At 44.9% G+C, this 21572-nt stretch carries 14 protein-coding genes; 10 read left to right on the forward strand and 4 right to left on the reverse strand.

Annotation, left to right across the window (positions count from 1 at the left end):
* Window positions 1-6: 6 nt before the first annotated feature.
* A complete protein-coding gene (locus J0656_RS01740; RefSeq protein ID WP_207031072.1) occupies window positions 7-3252 on the reverse strand; it encodes a SusC/RagA family TonB-linked outer membrane protein in 3246 nt (1081 codons plus the stop codon).
* Window positions 3253-3288: 36 nt separating this feature from the next.
* Entirely contained in the window at window positions 3289-4536 is a 1248-nt protein-coding gene (locus tag J0656_RS01745; protein WP_207031073.1) for an alkaline phosphatase family protein, read from the reverse strand.
* A 185-nt stretch (window positions 4537-4721) separates the two neighbouring features.
* Between J0656_RS01745 and J0656_RS01750 the strand changes: the two genes are divergently transcribed.
* The 10 genes from J0656_RS01750 to J0656_RS01795 all read left to right on the forward strand — a co-directional run bounded on the left by J0656_RS01750 (window position 4722) and on the right by J0656_RS01795 (window position 18205).
* Window positions 4722-5327: a TetR family transcriptional regulator gene (locus tag J0656_RS01750; protein ID WP_207031074.1), complete on the forward strand. Its 606-nt coding sequence runs from the start codon at window positions 4722-4724 to the stop codon at window positions 5325-5327.
* Window positions 5324-5563 carry a CBU_0592 family membrane protein gene (locus tag J0656_RS01755; protein WP_207031075.1) on the forward strand — a complete coding sequence of 80 codons (240 nt, stop codon included), beginning with the start codon at window positions 5324-5326 and terminating at the stop codon, window positions 5561-5563. The genes J0656_RS01750 and J0656_RS01755 overlap by 4 nt, the downstream gene beginning before the upstream one ends.
* Before the next feature lie 428 nt (window positions 5564-5991).
* Entirely contained in the window at window positions 5992-6192 is a 201-nt protein-coding gene (locus tag J0656_RS20065) for a hypothetical protein (protein WP_225605627.1), read from the forward strand.
* A gap of 956 nt (window positions 6193-7148) precedes the next feature.
* The gene (locus J0656_RS01765) at window positions 7149-7520 is read left to right on the forward strand and encodes a hypothetical protein (RefSeq protein ID WP_207031076.1); all 372 of its coding nucleotides are present in this window, start codon (window positions 7149-7151) and stop codon (window positions 7518-7520) included.
* Between the two features lie 1097 nt (window positions 7521-8617).
* A complete protein-coding gene (locus J0656_RS01770) occupies window positions 8618-11845 on the forward strand; it encodes a SusC/RagA family TonB-linked outer membrane protein (RefSeq protein ID WP_207031077.1) in 3228 nt (1075 codons plus the stop codon).
* Between the two features lie 11 nt (window positions 11846-11856).
* A complete protein-coding gene (locus J0656_RS01775; protein ID WP_207031079.1) occupies window positions 11857-13329 on the forward strand; it encodes a RagB/SusD family nutrient uptake outer membrane protein in 1473 nt (490 codons plus the stop codon).
* Between the two features lie 2 nt (window positions 13330-13331).
* The gene (locus J0656_RS01780) at window positions 13332-14720 is read left to right on the forward strand and encodes a Gfo/Idh/MocA family protein (protein ID WP_375587599.1); all 1389 of its coding nucleotides are present in this window, start codon (window positions 13332-13334) and stop codon (window positions 14718-14720) included.
* Entirely contained in the window at window positions 14720-16105 is a 1386-nt protein-coding gene (locus J0656_RS01785) for a DUF4832 domain-containing protein (RefSeq protein ID WP_207031081.1), read from the forward strand. Before J0656_RS01780 ends, J0656_RS01785 begins: the two co-directional genes overlap by 1 nt.
* Before the next feature lie 22 nt (window positions 16106-16127).
* Window positions 16128-16991, forward strand: coding sequence for a PKD domain-containing protein (locus tag J0656_RS01790; RefSeq protein ID WP_207031082.1), 864 nt, complete (start codon window positions 16128-16130; stop codon window positions 16989-16991).
* A 104-nt stretch (window positions 16992-17095) separates the two neighbouring features.
* The gene (locus J0656_RS01795; protein ID WP_207031083.1) at window positions 17096-18205 is read left to right on the forward strand and encodes an acyltransferase family protein; all 1110 of its coding nucleotides are present in this window, start codon (window positions 17096-17098) and stop codon (window positions 18203-18205) included.
* Window positions 18206-18241: 36 nt separating this feature from the next.
* Here J0656_RS01795 and glmM read toward each other — a convergent pair whose 3' ends face one another.
* Together glmM and nagB are read right to left on the reverse strand one after the other, a co-directional pair.
* The gene (gene glmM / locus J0656_RS01800; protein ID WP_207031084.1) at window positions 18242-19621 is read right to left on the reverse strand and encodes a phosphoglucosamine mutase; all 1380 of its coding nucleotides are present in this window, start codon (window positions 19619-19621) and stop codon (window positions 18242-18244) included.
* A gap of 1 nt (window position 19622) precedes the next feature.
* Window positions 19623-21545, reverse strand: coding sequence for a glucosamine-6-phosphate deaminase (gene nagB, locus J0656_RS01805; RefSeq protein ID WP_207031085.1), 1923 nt, complete (start codon window positions 21543-21545; stop codon window positions 19623-19625).
* Between the last annotated feature and the right edge of the window lie 27 nt (window positions 21546-21572).

The following is a 21572-nucleotide window of genomic DNA, read 5'->3' on the forward strand; positions in this document are numbered from 1 at the left end:
TGATTTTTAAAATGTAACATTAATACCGAAAGCATACTTTCGTTGATAGGGATATTGATAACCACTGGTCTCGTTACGTCCGGCACTATGGGCTGGATTAATCCTGTTCTCCACATCGGAGATGGATTCAGGGTCAAAGTAATCCGAGACTTCGGACCACTCAAAAAGATTATCACCGGAAAAGTATATCCTCAGTGAAGTAATTCCCATTTTTTTGGTATAGGAAGAAGGTATGGTGTACCCCAAAGTAATATTCTTGAGCCTTAGATAGGCAGCACTCAACATATACCCGGTCTGTGGTATGGCCAATCCTTGCGCTTGGTCAATCCGCTCCCCCAGATTCCGGTCGGCCAACCATGATTGAAACACGGGAAAACGTGCATCGGTATTGGCACTGGCGTACCCTGCATCGATATAGGCCTGTGAATGTTGCGCCATTAAATCGGCGGGATCATCGGAGCCTCTGTAAAAATCCTTCAAATGGGCATAGCCCCCTGCATACGGTTGTTGATAAAAACCCCAATAGATATAATCCTTTGGATAAAAATCTCTCTTTCCTACACCTTGTAGAAAAACACCAAGGTCAAAATTATTCCAATCCATGTTCAGGTTGATACCGAAACGATACCTTGGCAACATATTGCCTATAACACTTAAGTCCTTAGGGTCATCCGCAGTCATACCCTTCTCAATTTTTTGGTTTCCGTCCTGGTCTACGTATTTAGGCCAACCCTCAACAATTTCCAAGGCTCCCCACGGAATAATGGCCGACTCGTCCAAAGCATCGATTTCTGCCTGTGATTGAAATAGTCCATCTGAAGTTAACCCCCATATCTCACCGAGCTCCATCCCTTCACGGTATTGGGTAAGGCTGTTGTTAGGGTTTTCAAAACTGGTGATGTAAGATCGGCTATCACTTAGAACAAGCCTCGCATTCAGATTAAAGGGATTATTGGGGTTTCCAAAACTGTCCTTATAGGAAAGGGAAAGTTCCCAACCTTCTGTTTTTAGGTCCGCTGCATTTTCATTGGGTTCCGAGGCTCCCAATACACCGGGCAAATCAGTTCCAACAGTCAACATGTCCTTGGTATCCCTCCGATAAACGTCCAATGTTGCATTGAATTTGTTGTTGAAAAGACCGATATCCACACCAAAGTTTTTAGTAGTCACTGTTTCCCAGGAGTAATTGGACGATACCAGTCCCGGAGCACCGACTTGTGTGGGCAGTTCCCCACCAACTATATAGTTTCCCTGCCCTGCACTCATCGAAGGAATATAGCCGAAAGCACCTACGTCCTGATTGCCCAACGATCCATAGGAAGCCCTGAACTTCAATAGGCTCACTGTTGGTTCCAAAGCTTCCATAAAAGGTTCACGGGATACATTCCAGGCCCCGGAAACGGAAGGGAAAAAGCCAAAGCGTTTATCCTTTGGAAAACGGGAGGACCCATCATACCTTCCATTAAGTTCTAATATGTAACGATCCTTGAAAATGTAATTGGCCCTATAAAATGCACCACGGAGTGCCCAGCTATAAATGGCGGAATCCGATTCATCAAGAAGTATGGGGCCTGTGGCCAAGTTCAATGTTGGAAGTGAAGATGAGATCACACCTGTTCGGCTCAAAGAAATGTATTCGTCCCTGAATTCTTCCTGATTATAACCTGCAAGCAATGTCAATTGGTGGTCATCTCCAAAACTGTTGTTGAAAGTGGCATAAATATTCAATACGTTGTACTGCTCCGAACCAAAATCCTTCCAAACTTGATTGTTGCCTTCTTCCCTGATATCATCAGGACCAAATCCTATCTGGTACTTGGAGTAGAAAGCATCATAATTTTGGTTTTCCTGTTCGTAAGTATACTCTGCGTTCACCTTAAGAATATCCTTGACCAACCATGCTTGGGCCGTAAAATTGGTACGGAAGGTATGGGTTATATATTCTTCATCGCCACCATCCTGTAATTGGGCCGCCATTCGACCTACAGGTGTATTGGCCCAACTCCCATCCGGATTCTCCGCGAAGGAATAGCTATTAAAATTGAAAAGGGTGCCGATATCAAAATAAGATGGATTCTTTCGCTTACCGGTAATGTAAGAGGTGTTGTTACCGACGGACAACCAATCGGTCAATTGGGCATTTAATTTGGAACGCATTCCCGTTCTGGTGAAATAGTCTTCCGCCAAGATCAAGGAACCATTGTCCTTATTGTAGGAACCGGACATGAAATAATTTATTTTTTCCGTTCCCCCCGTAGCACTCAAACTATGGTTTTGGGAATAGGTGGAACTCGACAAAAAGTAATCGGTCCAGTCACGATTCCCCATATACTCCCATAGACCGGGGTTTGTAGTGCTTTCACGTACACCAACAGTACCGAAAGGATCATCGCTACGTTCCCTGGCCCATTGCAATTGTTCTGTCGTGAAATATTGGTTGTGCCATGGTGTATTTTTTGATGCTGTTTCCTGAAGCCTCATATAAATGTAGGGATCGGAAATTTTCTCGGGCAACACGGTAGGGGTGCCCACCGTAACATTCGTATTATAGTTGATTCGCATCTTGCCATCCGAACCACTCTTGGTGGTTACCAAAACAACCCCAAAAGCTGCCCTTGCACCATAAATGGCAGCAGAGGATGCATCTTTTAGCACGGAAATACTTTCGATATCCTCTGGAGCAAGTTGATTGAGGTATGAAACATCGGAAGGTATATTATCTATGAGTACCAAAGGGTCACCACCATTGATGGAGGTGAATCCCCTAATATTGATCTTTGGGTTTGCACCGGGCGCCCCACTGGAAAAATCGATATTAAGACCAGGGGAAATACCTTGTAGCCCTTGGGTCACGTTGTTTATCGGCCTCGTAGATAATTGCGCTACCGAGACATTGTTGACAGCTCCGGAAAGGTTGACCTTTTTTTGTGTGCCAAAACCTACGACAACAACCTCATTTAAACTTTGGACATCTTCTTCCAAGGTTACATCCATAATGTTTGATGTTCCAACCGTAAGCTCCTTTTTGGTAAAACCGATATAGGAAAATACCAGTACTTGACCTTCGGCCACACGTATGGAATAGTTACCGTCAAAATCGGTAGTGGTACCGTTGGCCGTTCCCTGCACCATAACGGTTACCCCTGGTAACGGGACACCTGAAGCATCTCCGACCGTACCGGACACCTCCTTCTGGGCGAACCCTGAGGTAAAAACGGTCAATAAGAATACGAATAGTAATGTGTTTTTCATTTCATTTATGAATTTTGATTGGTTTTAAAAAGGTTTTTATTCTTCTACATACCACGTATTCAATGTGGTGTTTTTGGTTTCCAATATGAGCTTGCAAAACCCTTTGGATAGTTTGCGCAATGGAATTTTCAATTTTCCCTTTTCGAGCTGTACTGTTTCGATGAGCTTATAATCATCCTGCCCTCCATTTTTAAAAGCATTGGTGGAACTCATATAGAGATTTCCACTGCCCTCCGATAGAGCTTCCCAGGATACCTCAAGGTGGCTACCCTTTTTGGTTGCCCTCAAATCGAAAGCATCCACGGGTTGAATAAGGGAAACTCCATCCCACTCACGGCGTACCGATTGTGGTACTTCGATGTTTAGAAAGTCCACAATGGTTGGAAGTATATCCACCACTCCGGGAGTTTTCGAATTGAAGTAACCATTGGTATCCTTCGAATTGGTTACTATCCAAGTACTTCGCTCACGGTCCGATTGTCCGCCGTGATGTTTGCCGTTCTCTTCAGTTCTTCCATGATCTGTCGTAACAATGAACAACCAGTCCTCATTTTTTAAGGACTGCCTTTCTTCGACAGCCTTCCATATTTTCCCTACCAAGTAATCTTCAAACTCAACGGCAGCGGTAAAACGTTCACCATCTCCATAACCATGTCCCATATCATCGGAGAATTCCAAATAAACCCAGGAAAGGTCAGGGCCTTCCCGCAGAACGGTATGTGCAGCATGATCCGCCACGGTATAATCGATGAGTTTCATGAAGTTGCGCCGTATATCATGTGGGAAATTAATGGTATCATGTTCCAAACCGTCAAAATAATGATTCACCTGTATTTGCCCGGTAGCGTCCAGACCCTCACCCACCAATTTTGTTCTATTATCAAGCCAAGAGGAGAATACACCAATAGTACCATTTGGATTATGATCTTTATACAATCTAAAAATGGTTGGGTAGTTATAATTTGGGTCCTTGATGCCATTGCCCCAAACATTGTGTTTATTGGCCCATGTCCCCGTGATCAAACTATTGTATCCCACAGCAGAAATGGTCGGGGTTTCAGAATAAGTCCCCTTTCCCCCACCGACATATGCATCCGTGTAGGCACCCACCCTGCCAATTTGATCTAAATAGGGAGTGTTAGCTGTCTTTAGTTGATCCGCAGAGATTCCATCAACAATGATGAAGACCACTTTCTTATCCAGCAAATCAGATTGCACATTTTGCGCTCTGGATATGCCAATGGCCAGTATTGCAAGTATTACAGTAAGCTTTCTTAAATACATTTGTTTGTGTTTACAAAGCCCAAAGGAATATAAATTGAACGACTGTTCAATTAAAGAATATTTAAGTCATTGTTATGGAATCGTAAAATAGATTGAATGACTGTTCGGTTAATCTATTTTCAAAAAAAAGAGTATTATTGTTGCATTGATTTGAAACAACAAAGACAATTACCAATTCATAGAACATGGGAAGAAAAAGCTTGGGAACTACAAGAAAACTGGAAATTATCCAAGCCTTTTATGAGGTAGCAAAAGACATAGGCCTTGAGAACGCCTCCATTGCCAAAGTGGCCGAATCCATGGGGATAAGCAATGGATTGGTAATGCATTATTTTAATACCAAACAAGAGTTGTTATTGGGATTGGTGGAGTATATCCTGCAGCAGCATATGAATGTACTCGTGGAAGAAAACCTATCCGAACTCAAGACCCGAGAAGATCTTGAAAATCTGATTCAAAACCTATTCTCCCGAAAATGGAACCAGTATTTTGACGACGGGGTATTCTATAGCTGTTACGCCCTAATATATAGGAACGAGGCGTTCAATGATAGTTTCAAGCAATATCTTTTACAGTTGCACGAGGTATTGCGGGGCGAATTGGACCAAGCCTGCACCAATGGTATTATACAAAATACCAACATTGATGAATTAACGGAGATCATATTCGCCCTGGTTGATGGTTCCTACTATTATATGGGCATGTTCCCAACGGGGGATGATAACCATCGGAAACAACAGGAAATCTATGTAAATCATTGTTTGAGCCTTTTTAAGTATGAAGATTCATGAGCCATTTCTTTGAATTACTGGGCTGGATTGGATCCTTTTGTTTTCTTTTTTCTTATTACAACCTGATCAAAGGCAAATGGAATGCCAAGCAACCTGTATATCATTGGTACAATATTGCAGGGAGCGCCCTATTTGTAGCAAATGCAACATTTTATGGTGCTTGGGCCGTGCTATTTATAAACTTGGCTTGGGGAATAATCGCATGTTTCGGACTTTACAAATCCATGAAGCACTAAATTGAATCTGGAGATATTGGGAACCATCTCCATTGTTCAATGTTCAGTTTCTCATCGAAGAGCACCAAGGTCATTACTTAGTAAGACCAAACGACCTCAAGACTGGATGGGCCGCAGGGTTGAAACCACTAAAATCGGAAAATTGAACCATGCCATATTTGGCTATAGTAATTTGACAGTCAAATTTTCATATCATGTTGGAGGATACTCAATTTTATCCAGTAAGGATAATCTACTATGCCCGACGTTTACAGCACCTACCAAAATCGGCAAGGGTTTAAAAACCTAGCTTTACAACTCCTATACCATTATTTAAACGTTAATACGACTATCCTCGAAGTATTACCTTCAGAAAGGTTTATCTTAATTCTTTCCCCTTTGTCCAGATGGAATTTAGGAAACACATACACAAATCGGATGGTTTGTCCATGAATGACCTTTTTGGGGACTTTGTGCCTGTACAGCGGCAGGAGTTCCTGTTCCTGATGGGAGGCGTTCCTCCCTTTTTTCCGCTGACCTTGAACAGTTCCAATTTTCCAAAATCAAACCGGACACCCGGAATAGTTCTCTATTTCAAATTGGACATACACTTTATTTTCCACATGATACAAGTTCTTGACAGCCAGTGAAAGGCCTTGAACTTTTTTCTTGCTATTTTTTCGCTCGGGAAGTTGTAACAATGTTTCGCAGGGTTCCTGAAACTTTTCCCTGACCTTTTTAAAAGAGACAGAGAAATCTTGAACTGTTTCCCTTGGAATCACTTTTTTGGGAACTTTCTCCAAGCAAGCAGCGTATCTTACTTATATCAATTAAACTAAGATTTGAAAGGAAAGAAAAAAATGTTAATAGTGAGGTCCAAATTAATTTTTTAAATAAAACATATGAGGTGGTTTATTTGGGGAATAAAGTCACAAAAGTGTATGGCTATAAAATATTAGACTCTGAAATTAGTAAGCTAATAACACTCATAGTTAGAGCTAATATGGAAGCTATCAAATCAATTTATAAGGATGAATAACTTTTTTAGGTTTAAAAATTCCTTTTTTTTATCCCCTCAGTCGTCCCCTAAAAATAAAAAACCCTCGCAAACTATTGATTTACAAGGGTTTTTACTTAGTAAAAGTGGTCCCACCTGGGATTGAACTATTTATGTATATTGCTCTTTTCTAGAGTTTTGTAAATATATTTTGGTTTTTACTCACCGAATAACTCACCAAAGCAATGTCGGATTTCTAATGAACGTATTTTCTTTTAAATATAACCATAATATATTTTAAGAGACATATTTAGGTAAATGTCGGTTTGATTTTATAATGGTATAATTGAACTTAATTAAGGCCATCAGCCATTATGTTTTCAAACATAAATGATTAATCAGGACGGTAGGGCGGGACGCGAGCTGATACCTTCTATGGATTGTGATAGGGGAATTTGTGTTCTTCTTTGATGGGAAGGATAAAAAAAGTTCATATTTCCTAAAACAACTACGGATTCACCTGTACCTATTGCCAAAACACATAAACAAATTCATTGAAAAAGAATCTTTACTGCAATAACCACCGACCATTTTAAAAATGGGTGTTGGATGAGCATGAGAGATTTAAATGGTAAAATTGTGTATGTCCACAATGTGGGAGCACCCGGCATTTCTGGTGAATTGGATATGGTAATGGGAGAACCATTGATTATTGTCACATTGTCCAGTAGAACCCTGATGGATGGGTGGGCACAGGTAAGAACAAATATTAGAAAGGCGTTTTTTGGTAGCACATCTCCAATCGAACAGTTCTTGAAAACTGAAAAGGTAATCAAGACTTATAGAGAGTATGGTTTGGAAAATGCGCACAAACTACTGGTCGAACTCGACAATGATATCTCGGACAGAATTACTTACAGTTTTGCTGAAAAATATGCGAATAACAGTCAGCCTGAAAAGGCATCCAGATTCAATCTTTAAAAATCTATGAACAGTATTATATGATTAATTTTTAGAAGACTGATCATAAAATAAGCATCCATATTTAAGCTTCCCCATGGTTTATAATATCTGTCACTTCCTATTGGCACCACGATAATCACTTACTTGGAAATTCCCCATCAATCTAGGTAAATTCCAGAAGCATACCTTGGTACAACTGATTGCATCCCTTTTGCTTGTAATTTTAATTCTCGTGGATAGTGGCCTTCTTGATTGACCGCCCAAAACTGTCGTCAAAAAAATAGTACTGAAAGAGTTCAAGTAAGAATGAATTTCAAAAAGCAAAAAGTAAAGATGATAATTTTAACTTATTGGCTCCAAGCTCTTATATTTCCCGATTGTTTCCTTGATTACGCATAAAAAGACCTAATCTGTGCCATTTCAATGGGACTATAACACTTGCAGTTTTTAAAATAATAAAACTAAAATCTCTGTCCTTAATTAGCATGTTTGTGTCACATTGATATGTCCTCCCTCAGGATAACAGCAATGTTCTGCTAAAACCTAATAATCCACCATCAAATTCAAGTACAGCTTGAAATAAACGGTTTTTTAAATCACCTAGTTTGATTTAAAAATCATATGTGTATTTAAGATAGTCCACCAACAAACATTAAAACTTGTTTTACAATGGCCTTGATACATTCCAAAAAAACTTTTAACAAAGATTTGTTCAAACCTACACACTATCACAAAGCTGTCTCATAGACAAAGTGTTATCGTACACAAAAAGATGATGTGTACGTACACATTTTTTATTAAAATCCTTTGAAAATCCATATTCAACAATTACATTAGCAACTATAAGTATGTTAAAAAACCGATAAATAATATTTAAAAAACTGTTATTCAGAAACTTAGTTACTATTAAAGCAATTTTAAAATGGAATACCTACCATCTTTCGATTGATATCCCTGACCAAGAAGTGACCGAGGCGCTTTATAAAGACTTGAACCTAGGCGTTCAACCTACATGATCCAAACCAAATGAAACTTTAAAATAAAACGTGCCGCTGTCGATTCAGCAAGCGTTGAACCAGATAAAACTTTTACTAACTAGCTAATTGAATTACAAAATGGAAAAACCGATAACTAGATTGTGCCATACCTCCCATAGGGGCACAAGAATTTTACGCCTTGGGCTGTATCTGTCCCTAATACTGGGTGTTTTGGTCCATACCAATGCCAATGCCAAAATACCAGACCAAATCCAACAGGATAGGTCGGTCACGGGTACGATAGTGGATGAGAACGATCAACCGCTACCTGGTGCTACCGTTATGGTCTTAGGTACCAATCAAGGTACAACGGCTTCCTTTGATGGAGAATTTGAAATAACCGTTCCAAGCGGAGCCGATACCTTGGTCTTTTCCTACATAGGTTACATCACCCAGGAAATCGTATTGAATGGACAAACTACGCTGTCCATTAAGCTCTTACCGGACACCACCAACCTTAACGAGGTCGTGGTCGTTGGTTATGGAACCCAAAAGAAGAAAGATGTGGTAGGGGCCATTTCTTCAGTAAAAAGTGAGGAACTTGTCCTTTCTTCCACACCTTCGGTGGGCCAGGCCCTTCAAGGTCGTGTTTCTGGATTACAGATTGTACAGAACAGCGCACAACCCGGAGGTGGACAGGATTTTAGGATACGTGGTGCCGCATCCATCAATGCCAGCAACCAACCACTCATTGTAGTAGACGGTTTTCCCATCACCGATTTTCAGCAACCTGACTCGGGAAACCGATATGATGGGGGTACACAGGGTATTCTCAACTCTTTCAACCCCAATGATATCGAGTCCATTGAAGTCTTGAAAGATGCAAGTTCCACAGCGATTTATGGCGCACGGGCATCGAATGGTGTGATTTTGATCACGACCAAAAAGGGAAAAATGGGCAAAATCAGTGTCGATTACTCAACGTCCTATTCCTTCCAGGACTACATCAACAACTATGAGATACTTGGCCTGCAGGAATGGATGCAATTACGCAACGATGCCGCATACGAAAACTGGGCCTTTCTCAATCGGGTCTACCCGTATAGCGACCGTACGTTGGAGGATGCCATAGCCAATCCGGTCAACGGAGTCGCATTTACCCGGTTTTATTCCGATGAGCAGATAAGAAACGCTGGCCAAGGCACCGATTGGTTGGGTCTTGTCACCCGCGATGGGTCCATCCAACAGCACAACCTCTCCGTAAGAGGGGGAAGTGAATCGACCCGGTACTTCCTTTCCGGTAACTTCTATGAACAGAATGGTATTGTAAAAAATTCCGGTTTCGAACGTTCTTCCCTTCGAATCAATATTGACCAGACCTTAAACAAATATGTCAATTTTGGATTGAACCTGACCACCAGCCGTATCAACAATCAAAACTCTCAATTGGGAGGTGATCAATATGAGAACTCGGGAATCATACGGGGAGCCATACAACAAGGGCCACATATCCAACCCATTGATGAATTCGGGAATTACCCTATCAACCCGGACAGTGCCTTGGAGCCCAACCCCCTTTCCTTGCTCACCATTTCAGATGAGGGGGTCATAGACAGGACCTTGGGGAATTTCTATTTGGAAGTAAAACCAATTCCTGGATTGACCGCGCGTATGCAAGCAGGTTTCGACAAGGGTAACACCAGTAGGAACACCTATCTACCAAGGACCACTTTATGGGGAGAACTGGAGAATGGAAGGGCATCGGTCGCCGAACAGGAAAAAAACGATCGATTGTTGGACCTGACCTTGAACTATACCACGACCATCGAGGAAGACCATAGCTTGAACTTCCTAATCGGTTATTCCTCTCAAAAATACCGCTCTGAAAGTACCTCCGCCGGAAACACGGATTTCATTTCGGATGCCTTTCTATGGAACAATCTGAATGCAGGGGCAGGGACAAAAATCGTAGGGTCTTCAAAAACCGAAAACAATTTCGTATCCTATTTTGCACGGGTCAACTACGTATACAAGGACAGATATATTCTTACCTCTACGGTACGTAAGGATGGCGCAAGTGTATTTGCCGCCAATAACAAGTACGGTATATTTCCTTCCATTGCCGTGGGCTGGAACCTCAGTGAAGAGCCCTTTATGGAAAACCTTAAAGATGAAATATCCCAATTCAAGCTCCGAATCGGATATGGGGAAACAGGTAATGCCGATATCGGGGGTAATGCTTTTGCTGCCTATTACGCCCAACCCGCATATTTAGGTCCCGATGAATCCATTAATGTTGGGGTCTTTGCTTCAAGATTGGCCAATCCGGACCTTAAATGGGAAACCACCAAGGAAACCAACATCGGACTTGATTTTGGTTTCTTGAACCAACGTATTTACGGATCGGTCGAAGTGTTCAACAAAGAAATATCTGATTTACTGATGGAAAAACCCATCAATTCATATAACGAGATCAATTCCGTTTGGGCCAATGTGGGAAGGACGCAGAGTAAGGGATTTGAATTGACCTTGAGTTCAGACATCATCCGTTCAGAAGATGTCCTCTGGAGAAGCACCCTGACCTACTCCCAATACCGGGACAGATGGAAAGAACGTGCCGAGGATTTCAGACCGGCCGTTTATGAGAACGATACGGATCCCATCAGGGCCCGTTACACCTATATCTCAGATGGTATCATGCAAGCAGATGAAATCGTTGAGGCACAGCCGGACCTATTTCCCGGGCAGATCAAGATAAAGGATGTCAATGGTTTTTCAAGGGATGCCGATGGCAACCCGGAAGTCGATGAGAACGGTCGTTTTATCAGAACAGGAGCTCCAGACGGTAGGATCGATGAAGCGGACATTGTACTGATGGGGTCTACCGACCCGGATTTCATTGCCGGGTTTGCCAGTACCCTTCGCTATAAGAACTTTCAATTGAACTTTAACTTCAACGGCATGTTCGGAAGACAGATTATCGACCAGACGGATTTCACCTACGGGATCACGGCGGTGGGTGTCGCGACCAATGGGCGAAATGCCCTAAGAAACGTGCTCAATCGATGGACCCCTGAAAATCCATCCACTACAAGGCCAGCCTCCCATTTTGGGTACACCCAATACGGTTCAGGCGATTTTTTCCTGCAAGATGCCTGGTTCATCCGATTGCAGAATGTATCCCTGTCCTACAACCTGCCCAAAAAATGGTTCGGATCGGTAATCAACAGTGCAGCCATTAGACTGGATGGACAAAACCTCTTTGTAATCACTCCCTATGATGGTATTGACCCGGAAACAGATGCGTACACCGCGGCCTACCCCAATGTAAGGTCATACACGCTTGGACTTGATTTAAAATTTTAAAAAACATTGTCATGAATCGATTGAAAACATATATTTTCCTCACAGTCGCAATTGTATTGACCGGCTGTGACCCAGAATTGGAGTCCATCAATTACGATGAGATCAACCCCAGTATATTTCCATCCTCCGAGGCAGATGTGGAGTCCTTGGTCATTGCGGCCTACCACCCCTTGAGAGGAGCTTGGTCCGATGGTATCCATACCACTTCGGAAAACGGACTGATGTTCGTATTGGACGCCACCACTGAAATCCTCCAAGGAAACTATGCCGTACAACAAGAGGCCACTTTGCACCGGTATAATCCCACGACCACTGGGGTCACCCGTTTCTATGATACGTTTTACAACAAGATCAGTGCGATGACCTTGAGTATCGATAGAATCGCCAACTCCGATGTCAATGAGAACATCAAGGAACAGGGCATTGCTGAAATTCGCTGTGCACGGGGTCTTTTGGCCTATGAGCTCTTCGATATGTATGGTCCTTTGGTCATCGCTCCCTTGGAAATCCTTCAAAACCCACTGGAAGAGGCTCCACTGGCCAGACTTTCCCATGAAGAAATGGTCTCTTTTATAGAAACGGACCTATTGGCCGCCATAGAAGGGCTACCAACACCGGAAGAGGCCACCTATGGGCGGTTCAGCCAAGGTTTGGCGCGTATGATCTTGATTCGCCTGTACCTGCATGAAAAGCGTTGGGGCGACGTACTGACACAGGCCAATGCAATTTTGGATATGGGATATTACGAATTGGAAGATGATTACGTAGGGCTTTGGGACGTTGAGGCCCCAGTGGACAGTAGGGAGGTCATTTGGGCCATCCCTGCCGATTATGCCGGAACCAGCGAAAACCAATGGCAATTGATGGTGCTGCCCAGTAATTTTCCAGAGCGTGGAGGGTGGGGAACCATCCAAAGTTCTTGGAAATTTTATGACTCTTTTGAAGAAGGGGACATCCGAAAAACCAATCTCATCGCAGAGTATACAGGTACCGATGGAGTTACCTACAACCGTGAAAACCCGGCCAATTATATGCAATTGGGTCCATTGCCCCTTAAAATAGCGGCGGATGCCGATCGGAGCACTGGACTGACCACAGTGGATATAATTCAATATCGCTTTGCCGATGTACTATTGTCCAAAGCGGAAGCCTTGGCCAATATGAACGGAGGGGGAACCCAAGAGGCCATTGACCTAGTGAACATCGTACGTGAAAGGGCCCAAATACCACCATTGGAATTGACAGGGCATACGGATATCGATAGTTTCAACACCATGATATTAGTGGAACGATCCCATGAGTATTGGTGCGAGAACGGGCAATACCGTTCCGACCTTATACGACATGGAAAATATGTGGAATATGCCAATGACCTGAATGGCGTATCGAGTGAAAGCGCTCCCTACAAAGTATTGTTTCCCTTTTCGCTCGAACGTATCTCAGAGGGCAAAGGTGCTTTTCTCCAGAACCCAGGGTACAATTAAATATGGAACAAACAATAAAATCAATGGGGCTTAGGACTATGGATTCGAGAAGAACATTTTTAAAAAAATCAACATTGGCGGGCATTGGACTCTCTATCTCCCCTTCCTTTACCTATGGACAGTGGGACCCCAGTGAAAAATTAAAGATAGGAATGATCGGCGTGGGACTTCGGGGCACCAATCACTTGAACAACCTGTTGCTCAGGAAGGACATTGAAATCGTTGCCATCTGTGATATCGATACTGCCCGTACCGCATTGGCCAATGAATTGATTGCTAAGGCCGGTTTCGCGCGACCTAAAGTGTTTGGAAAGGATGTGTATGATTACAGGAACCTGTTGGAAATGGAACAAGTGGATGCCGTTATCATCTCCACTCCATGGCTTTGGCATACCGTAATGGCCAAGGACGCCATGAAAGCGGGAAAATATACCGGTCTCGAGGTATCTGCCGCCAATACCCTGGAGGAATGCTGGGATTTGGTCGAAGTCCATGAACAGACGGGTACACAACTCATGCTTTTGGAAAATGTAAATTACCGAAGGGATGTACTGGCCGTTCTCAACATGGTCAAACAACAAGTTTTTGGCGAATTGGTGCACTTTAGATGCGGCTATCAACATGACCTACGGGAGGTAAAGTTCAACAACGGCAAGCAACCCTATGGAGGCGGTGTGGAATTTGGTGAAAAGGCCATCTCGGAAGCCAGTTGGCGTACCAACCATTCCCTAAAAAGAAATGCCGATGTCTATCCAACTCATGGTGCCGGTCCCATCGCAGCCATGTGCGATATCAACCGCGGCAACCGCTTTTTGTCGATATCCTCCAATGCGACCAAAGGGATCGGACTCCATAATTATATTGTGCAACACGGCGGTAAGGACCATCCCAATGCCAAATTGAAGTTTAAGCAAGGGGATGTCATTACTTCCACCATTGAGACCGCAAATGGGGAGACGATAATCGTGACCCATGATTGCAACTTGCCCCGCCCCTACTCCCTTGGGTTTAGGGTACAGGGTGCCAAGGGCCTCTGGGAGGTCGATGGCAATCGCATCTATATAGAGGGACAATCCGAACCGCACACTTGGGACGATGCCTCGGGTTGGCTGGAAAAATATGATCACCCGCTCTGGAAAAAGTATGGAAAATTTGCCGAGGGATCGGGGCATGGCGGTATGGACTTCTTTGTCATCAATGCCTTTGTGGAATCTGCAAAAAAGAACATCGCACCCCCTATCGACGCATATGATGCAGCTGCTTGGAGTGCAATTACCCCACTCTCCGAGGTCTCTATTGAAAACAATGGGGAACCGCAGGATTTTCCTGACTTTACCAGAGGAAATTGGATTAAAAGAACTCCCTATAATTGGATGAAAAACGACTTCTAATGAAAAAGATAAAAATGACAAATCATTATATATTGGGCCTGATCTTCCTGGCCTTCAACTGGAACTGTCAAAGCGATGGCGGAGGCACGGAACCCACAGAAGAACCGGCGATCGAAGCGGGCGTCTCCCAAATCGATTATCAGGTCTCCCAGCAAGTATTTACCAATCCAGAACGTGGATTTATGCATACCTGGACGGTGTTTTCCGAAGGGAATGCGGTGGACCCTACGGCATTGGACAACCTGAAGAACCAAAATGTAAGCCTTATACTGCGATTGTATTATTTGGAGCAATTCAAGGACGGGCCGCTTAGTACGGTACAACTGGAACTGTTCCAGACCGATATGGAACGGTTTAGGGAGGCCGGGGTCAAATGCGTGCTCCGTTTTGCCTATACCAACGACCAGAATGGAACCGATGCGCCTATTGATGTCATGGAGACCCATTTGGACCAATTGGCCCCACTTTTTGAAGAAAATGCCGATGTTATCGCGTTTGTACAGGCCGGTTTTATAGGTGCCTGGGGAGAGTGGTACTATTCATCTAATGGATTGGCCAATACGGAAGGTAGGGAAGCATTGCTTACCAAAATGCTGGAAGTCTTTCCGGAGAACATCAAAATACAGGTGAGGACCCCATTGTACAAACAGGCGATTTTTGGGTATTCCACGGCCATGGGTTCGGATATCGGCTATGGAACAAGTGACCTGGCAAGGGTCGGCTTCCACAATGATTGCTTTATGGCCAGTACCACGGATTATGGGACCTATCAGGATATAGCGGCAGAAAAGGATTATATAAGTAAAGAAGCCCTTTATGTACCGACTGGTGGGGAAACCTGTCCGCCCGTAGACATCCCATTGGCCGACTGTACGACCGCGGAAACGGAAATGGAACTCCTGAAATGGACGTACCTGAACCTGGATTATTATGGCCCTGTACTGGACGGATGGCGAAATGCCAATTGTTTTGAGGATTTCCAGCGCAGACTGGGTTATCGCCTGGCCCTCAGACGTGCCACCTTAGCGGATGAAGTTTCCAACAGCCTTCAGCTTCGGTTGGACATGGAGAATCTGGGCTTTGCGCCCGTTTACAGTACCAAGAACTCCTATCTGGTACTACGGTCGACTGCGGACGGGACCCTATTCAAAAAACCATTGGAACTTGATATCAGAAGGCTTTTGCCGGATTCAACGTTCGAATGGGAAGAGACTCTGGATATCTCGGACGTACCCCAAGGCAGCTATGAACTGCTCTTGGAAATTGCAGATGCCTTCGAATCATTACAGGGCAGACCCGAGTACAGTATACGACTGGCCAATGCCAATGTTTGGGAAGCTTCCACCGGATTCAACGACCTGAACCATACAATTACAATCAATTAACCAACTTCTTAAAACGAATATTATGAAAAATCTACAGCTAATTTTAGGGATGCTAACCCTTCTGTTCTGTATCGGGTGTTCTGATGACGACGGCAGTGCAGGGAATGGTACGGGCCCCGTGGCGGACTTTTCCTTTAGCAATGACGAAAGTACGTTCACCTTCACCAATCTCTCGGAGAATGCAACGGATTACCAATGGGACTTTGGGGACTTAAAGTTCTATTCCTATGAGGAAAGTCCGACTTATACTTATGACATAGGCGGTGAAATTACAGTATCACTGACCGCCACCAATGAAGCCGGGGAAAGCGATTTTATTTCGAAGACCATCACGGCGCCCGAGATCATCATCATCAATATTGACATTGATGGAGAATTCGAGGATTGGACGGATGTAGCGATTGCTGCTGAAAATACCTCGGGTACCGGATCTATTCAACGTATAAAGGTATGGGCAGGAGGAGAAAACGTCAACATCTATTTTGAGGGAAATACCAGCATGCAAATGGAACTGGTGGATATGTTCATCAATAGTGATGGTGATCCCGCAACGGGATTCCTCCATGGTACTTGGCCAGAGAACTCAGGGGCAGAATTCCTGTTTGAAGGCCCTTTGGTCAGTAATGGTTGGGGCAGTTTTTATGCACATGCAGACCCTGCTGGAGGATGGGCCTGGAACGCCATTGCAGGTTCGGCGGCCAATTTGACCTCCTCTGGGATCGTGGCCCTCGATGAAGAGACCAATGCCATTGAGTTCCAAATTCCCAAGACCCAGTTTGGGACATTGGGCGAGTCCTTCGGAATTGCTATAACCGAAATGACAGCGGGTTGGGCCCTAGTGGCCAATTTCCCCGAAGGAGGTTCCTTTATCATCATTGAACCTTAAACATTCTTGGAAATAATTGAGTTAGTTTTATATTGATGCAAATGCCTTGGCCCGGTGGACTCCATTGGTCAGGGCTTTTTTGTTATAACCAAATATAACCGGCCATGAAAAATACTGCCATTACAGACACCCCCAAGCGATTGCTGTCCATTGACGTGCTCAGGGGGTTCGATATGTTGATGATCATTTTTGCCGATCATTTTTTCTACAATCTCCACCAGGGGGCACAAACTGGGACCACTGCATTTTTTGCCGAACAGTTTTCCCATCCTGATTGGTTTGGTTTTCATTTTTATGACATTATCATGCCTCTCTTTCTTTTTGTGGTTGGTGCGGTGATTCCCTTTTCCATGGAGCGCAGGGTCCGTTCCACGCCGAATAAATTCAGTCTCTACCCCCACTTGATCAGAAGGTTTGTCATCCTGTTCATCCTGGGTTGGGTCGTTCAGGGCAATCTCCTGCACTTCGACCTACAAAAGTTCCAGGTGTTCAGTAACACACTTCAGGCCATTGCGGTCGGTTATCTGTTCACCTGTATCGCTTATATACATCTGGGGAAGAAGGGAAGATACCTCCTTTTTCTGGGTTGCTTACTGGTCTACACCCTGTTACTGGAATTCGCATATATCCCCGGTATAGGTTCCAGTGAGTTACTGCCCGACAGGAACATCGCCTTATATATCGACCGCTTGATCTTTGGCCCCTTCGATGATGGGTATCAATATACATGGCTACTGACAGGACTGGGCTTTACAGCCACTACCCTATCCGGTCTTTTTGCCGGGGAGCTCCTAAAATCAAGGCCATTTGAGACCAGGACACTTTGGTTATTGACCATCGTGGGCCTGGCCGGCATTTCCATGGCACTGGTGCTGCATTTATGGCACCCGATCGTTAAAAAGATATGGAACAGTTCCTTCGTACTGCTTTCCTCCGGGATCTGTTTTTTGTTACTGGCCCTTTTCTACTGGATCGTGGACATTAAAAAATATAGGCAATGGGCCTACCCCTTGAAGGTCATTGGCATGAATGCCATTACGGCCTATGTACTGTCCCATGTGATCCACTTTCCTTCCATTGCCAAACAATTGTTATTTGGCCTTGAACAATTTGTAGGTCCGTACTATGATGCGCTGGCATCGATTGGAGGATTTCTGCTCTTGTACCTCTTGTTGTGGTATATGTACAAAAATCAAACCTTTATCAAAATATAAAGGGAACCGCCAGGCCTATCCGGTTCATGACAGTGATCATGAACCGGATACGAGGTTCCGGATCTCGGTTATCATGGCCGCGAGACCGCTTGGCTCCCTATGCTCGGCATACAAGCGTACAATGGGTTCCGTATTTGATTTTCTCAATTGGATCCACCCATTTGGGTAATAGATCTTGAGCCCATCTTCCTCGTTTACCTGTATACCGGTATGGGAAGCCTTGATCTTCGCGAACCATTGCTCCACCTGTACGTCCTCGGACAATTCCATTTTGGTCTTTTCCATAACGTACTTTGGCAATCGGTCCACTAAGGCCGATAGCGTTTGTCCTTCTTTGGCCAACAGGGTCAGTACGATCGCTATCCCTACCAACGCATCCCTTCCATAATGTAATTCGGGGCAAATGACCCCTCCATTGCCCTCTCCTCCGATAACCGCATGGTGGTTCTTCATCGCCTTCACTACGTGGACTTCCCCTACCGGGGACTCAAAAAAGGGCACGCCGCGCTTTTGGGCAATATCCTGTAAGGCCATGGTCGACGACATATTGGCCACCAGTGGCCCTGATTTTTGGGAAAGGATATGATCGGCAACAAGTACCAAGGTATTTTCCTCCCCAATGGGAACACCATTTTCTGCGACCAACGCCAATCGATCGACATCGGGATCAACGGCAATGCCCAGATCCAAACGATGTTCCCGAACAAGTTCCCCCAACCCTGTCAAATGCTCCGCCAAAGGTTCGGCCACACGCTGAAAATGGCCATGGGGCTCGTCATAGATCTGTTCGATACGGTCTACTCCCAATCTTTCCAAAAGCAGTGGTACGGCCAGGCTGCCAACGGAATTGACACTATCCACCCCAATGGAAAAATGGGCCTTCTTGATGGCTTCCACATCTACGATGGGCAACTTTAAAATAGCTGCAATATGCTGTTCCAGGGCATTTTGGTCCGTGCCATAGGTTCCCAATTCCGTGGACTCAGGAAAGCTAAGTGCGGTATGCTCCGCAAGTTCCATAATGGTCGCCCCTGCTTCCTTGGAAAGGAACTCCCCTTTGTCGTTCAACAATTTAAGGGCGTTCCAGTGCATCGGATTATGACTGGCCGTTAAAATGATTCCGCCCTGTGCCCTATGATGGACCACAGCCATTTCCACCGTGGGTGTTGTTGCAAGACCAAGATCCACAATATGGATGCCCATGCCCATCAGTGAACCGATGACCAAATGGGAAACCATTTCACCGGATATACGCGCATCCCTGCCCACGATCACCGTAGGGCCGGTATCCGAGTTGTTCTTGACCCATGTGGCATATGCAGTGGCATATTTGACAATATCCATTGGGGTAAGCGAATTCCCTGGGGTCCCTCCTATGGTACCCCTGATTCCAGAAACTGAACTGATCAAAGCCATATCAAAAGTCGTATTTTACAAAAGCTTCCATGGCCGCATAGCTGGCCAATCCCAATTTTTGATATTTCAGGGCGGTATCCTTATTACGATCTTCCGCCCGTACCCAGAACTCACGTAGGTCCTCCCCTTGGAACATCACACCATCTTTCTGGGTCTGATGATAAAAGATGGCCTTCCTTTTGCGCAGGACCTGTTCAGGGCTCATGGGGACCGCCATCTCGATTTCATGGATATCCCATTCATGCCATGCGCCCCGATAGAGCCATACCCAGCATGCTTTCATAAAAGGCTTTTTCTTGAGCTCTTCCAATGAAGCAAAAAGTGCTTCCAGACATACCCTGTGGGTACCGTGCGGATCCGCCAGGTCACCCGCCGCATAGATCTGATGGGGCTTAATGGTTTCAATGATCTGGTTCATGATCGCAATATCCTCGGGGCCCAATGGATTTTTTTTAATGGTCCCTGTCTCATAGAACGGAAGGTCCAAAAAATGTACCTGGTCATCAGGGATACCCATATAACGTGTTGCCCCGATACTTTCCGCCCGTCGGATAGTACCTTTTAGTTTTCTTACCAGTGAGGAGTCATAGTCCTCGGTTGTCTTTTGGCCGATGTCCTGAATGATCTGTTCAAACATGTTGCTCTCCCCCATGCTCTGCGCCACTTCGGCAACTTTGAGGGCCTCGTGATCGGCCACTGCGATATTTCCAGAGGTCTGGTAGACCACGTGGACCTCGTGCCCCTGGGCCACCAATCGGTCAAAGGTACCCCCCATAGAAATGACGTCGTCATCGGGATGTGGGCTAAAGATGATGACCCGTTTACATGCCGGTACTGCCCGTTCCGGTCTATGGGTATCATCGGCACTCGGCTTGCCCCCTGGCCAGCCCGTGATCGTATGTTGTAAGCGGTTAAAGGCCTTGATGTTGATCTCATAGGAAGATTGTTCCATACTGAGCAGGTCCGACATGCCCGAATCATTATAATCCTTGTCGGTCAACTGCAGAATGGGTTTTTCCTTTTGCAAGCTCAGCCAGACCAGCGCCTTATGGGTCAGCTCACCCGTCCATTTACAATCGCCCACCAGCCATGGGGTATCGATACGTGTCAAATGGGCGGCAGATTCCCTATCGAGCACAAAAGTGGTATTTTCATGTTCTTGGAGATAGGTCGCGGGAACCTCCGGGCTCATGGCTCCCTCAATAGTTCCCTTGATGACCTCCGCCTTGTTCTGTCCCCAGGCCATAAGTACGATTCGCTTGGCTTTCCGGATCGTTCCAATCCCCATCGTAATCGCTTTTCTGGGCACATTTTCCAGGCCTTTGAATGCCGGGGCTGCATCGACACGGGTAATATGGTCCAAGGTAATGTCCCTCGTGGCCGAATTAAAATGGGAACCCGGTTCATTAAATCCTATATGCCCGGTCCGTCCAATACCTAGAAGCTGAAAATCCAGTCCGCCGGCCGCTTCTATCGACTGTTCATAGGACCGACAATAGGCCTTAACGTCTTCGGAAGCGATCGTACCGTCCGGAATATGCACATTGGACGGGTCAATGTCCACATGATCGAACAAATGCTGGTGCATAAAGTAATGGTAACTCTGTATATTGCTTTTTTCCATAGGGTGGTACTCATCCAGATTAAAGGTCACCACGTGCTTAAAGCTGAGGCCTTCCTCTCGATGAAGGCGTACCAATTCCTCATAGACCCTGATCGGTGAGGAGCCCGTTGCCAAGCCCAACACACAGGTTTTGCCCTGATTCGATTTCTTGCGGATCAAATCGGCCATCTCATGGGCCACTTGGATAGCACCCTGTTTGGCATCCTCAAAAATGACATTGTGTATTTTTTCGAATCGGGTCTCTTCAAACTGACCCGCAGGTTGATAGTCGATCGTATGGACCGGTATAAATGTTTTCATTGTAATCGAATGTTGTTGTTGATTTTA

Source organism: Flagellimonas aurea (assembly GCF_017313785.1).
GTDB lineage: Bacteria > Bacteroidota > Bacteroidia > Flavobacteriales > Flavobacteriaceae > Flagellimonas > Flagellimonas aurea.

What these genes read in the sequence shown, in the direction of transcription:
- J0656_RS20065 (WP_225605627.1), top strand. Translation starts at nt 5,992, where the DNA reads ATGAATGACCTTTTTGGGGACTTTGTGCCTGTACAGCGGCAGGAGTTC.
- J0656_RS01795 (WP_207031083.1), top strand. Translation starts at nt 17,096, where the DNA reads ATGAAAAATACTGCCATTACAGACACCCCCAAGCGATTGCTGTCCATT.
- nagB (WP_207031085.1), bottom strand. Translation starts at nt 21,545, where the DNA reads ATGAAAACATTTATACCGGTCCATACGATCGACTATCAACCTGCGGGT.
- J0656_RS01765 (WP_207031076.1), top strand. Translation starts at nt 7,149, where the DNA reads ATGAGCATGAGAGATTTAAATGGTAAAATTGTGTATGTCCACAATGTG.
- J0656_RS01745 (WP_207031073.1), bottom strand. Translation starts at nt 4,536, where the DNA reads ATGTATTTAAGAAAGCTTACTGTAATACTTGCAATACTGGCCATTGGC.
- J0656_RS01740 (WP_207031072.1), bottom strand. Translation starts at nt 3,252, where the DNA reads ATGAAAAACACATTACTATTCGTATTCTTATTGACCGTTTTTACCTCA.
- J0656_RS01775 (WP_207031079.1), top strand. Translation starts at nt 11,857, where the DNA reads ATGAATCGATTGAAAACATATATTTTCCTCACAGTCGCAATTGTATTG.
- J0656_RS01750 (WP_207031074.1), top strand. Translation starts at nt 4,722, where the DNA reads ATGGGAAGAAAAAGCTTGGGAACTACAAGAAAACTGGAAATTATCCAA.
- J0656_RS01755 (WP_207031075.1), top strand. Translation starts at nt 5,324, where the DNA reads ATGAGCCATTTCTTTGAATTACTGGGCTGGATTGGATCCTTTTGTTTT.
- J0656_RS01785 (WP_207031081.1), top strand. Translation starts at nt 14,720, where the DNA reads ATGAAAAAGATAAAAATGACAAATCATTATATATTGGGCCTGATCTTC.
- J0656_RS01790 (WP_207031082.1), top strand. Translation starts at nt 16,128, where the DNA reads ATGAAAAATCTACAGCTAATTTTAGGGATGCTAACCCTTCTGTTCTGT.
- J0656_RS01770 (WP_207031077.1), top strand. Translation starts at nt 8,618, where the DNA reads ATGGAAAAACCGATAACTAGATTGTGCCATACCTCCCATAGGGGCACA.
- glmM (WP_207031084.1), bottom strand. Translation starts at nt 19,621, where the DNA reads ATGGCTTTGATCAGTTCAGTTTCTGGAATCAGGGGTACCATAGGAGGG.
- J0656_RS01780 (WP_375587599.1), top strand. Translation starts at nt 13,332, where the DNA reads ATGGAACAAACAATAAAATCAATGGGGCTTAGGACTATGGATTCGAGA.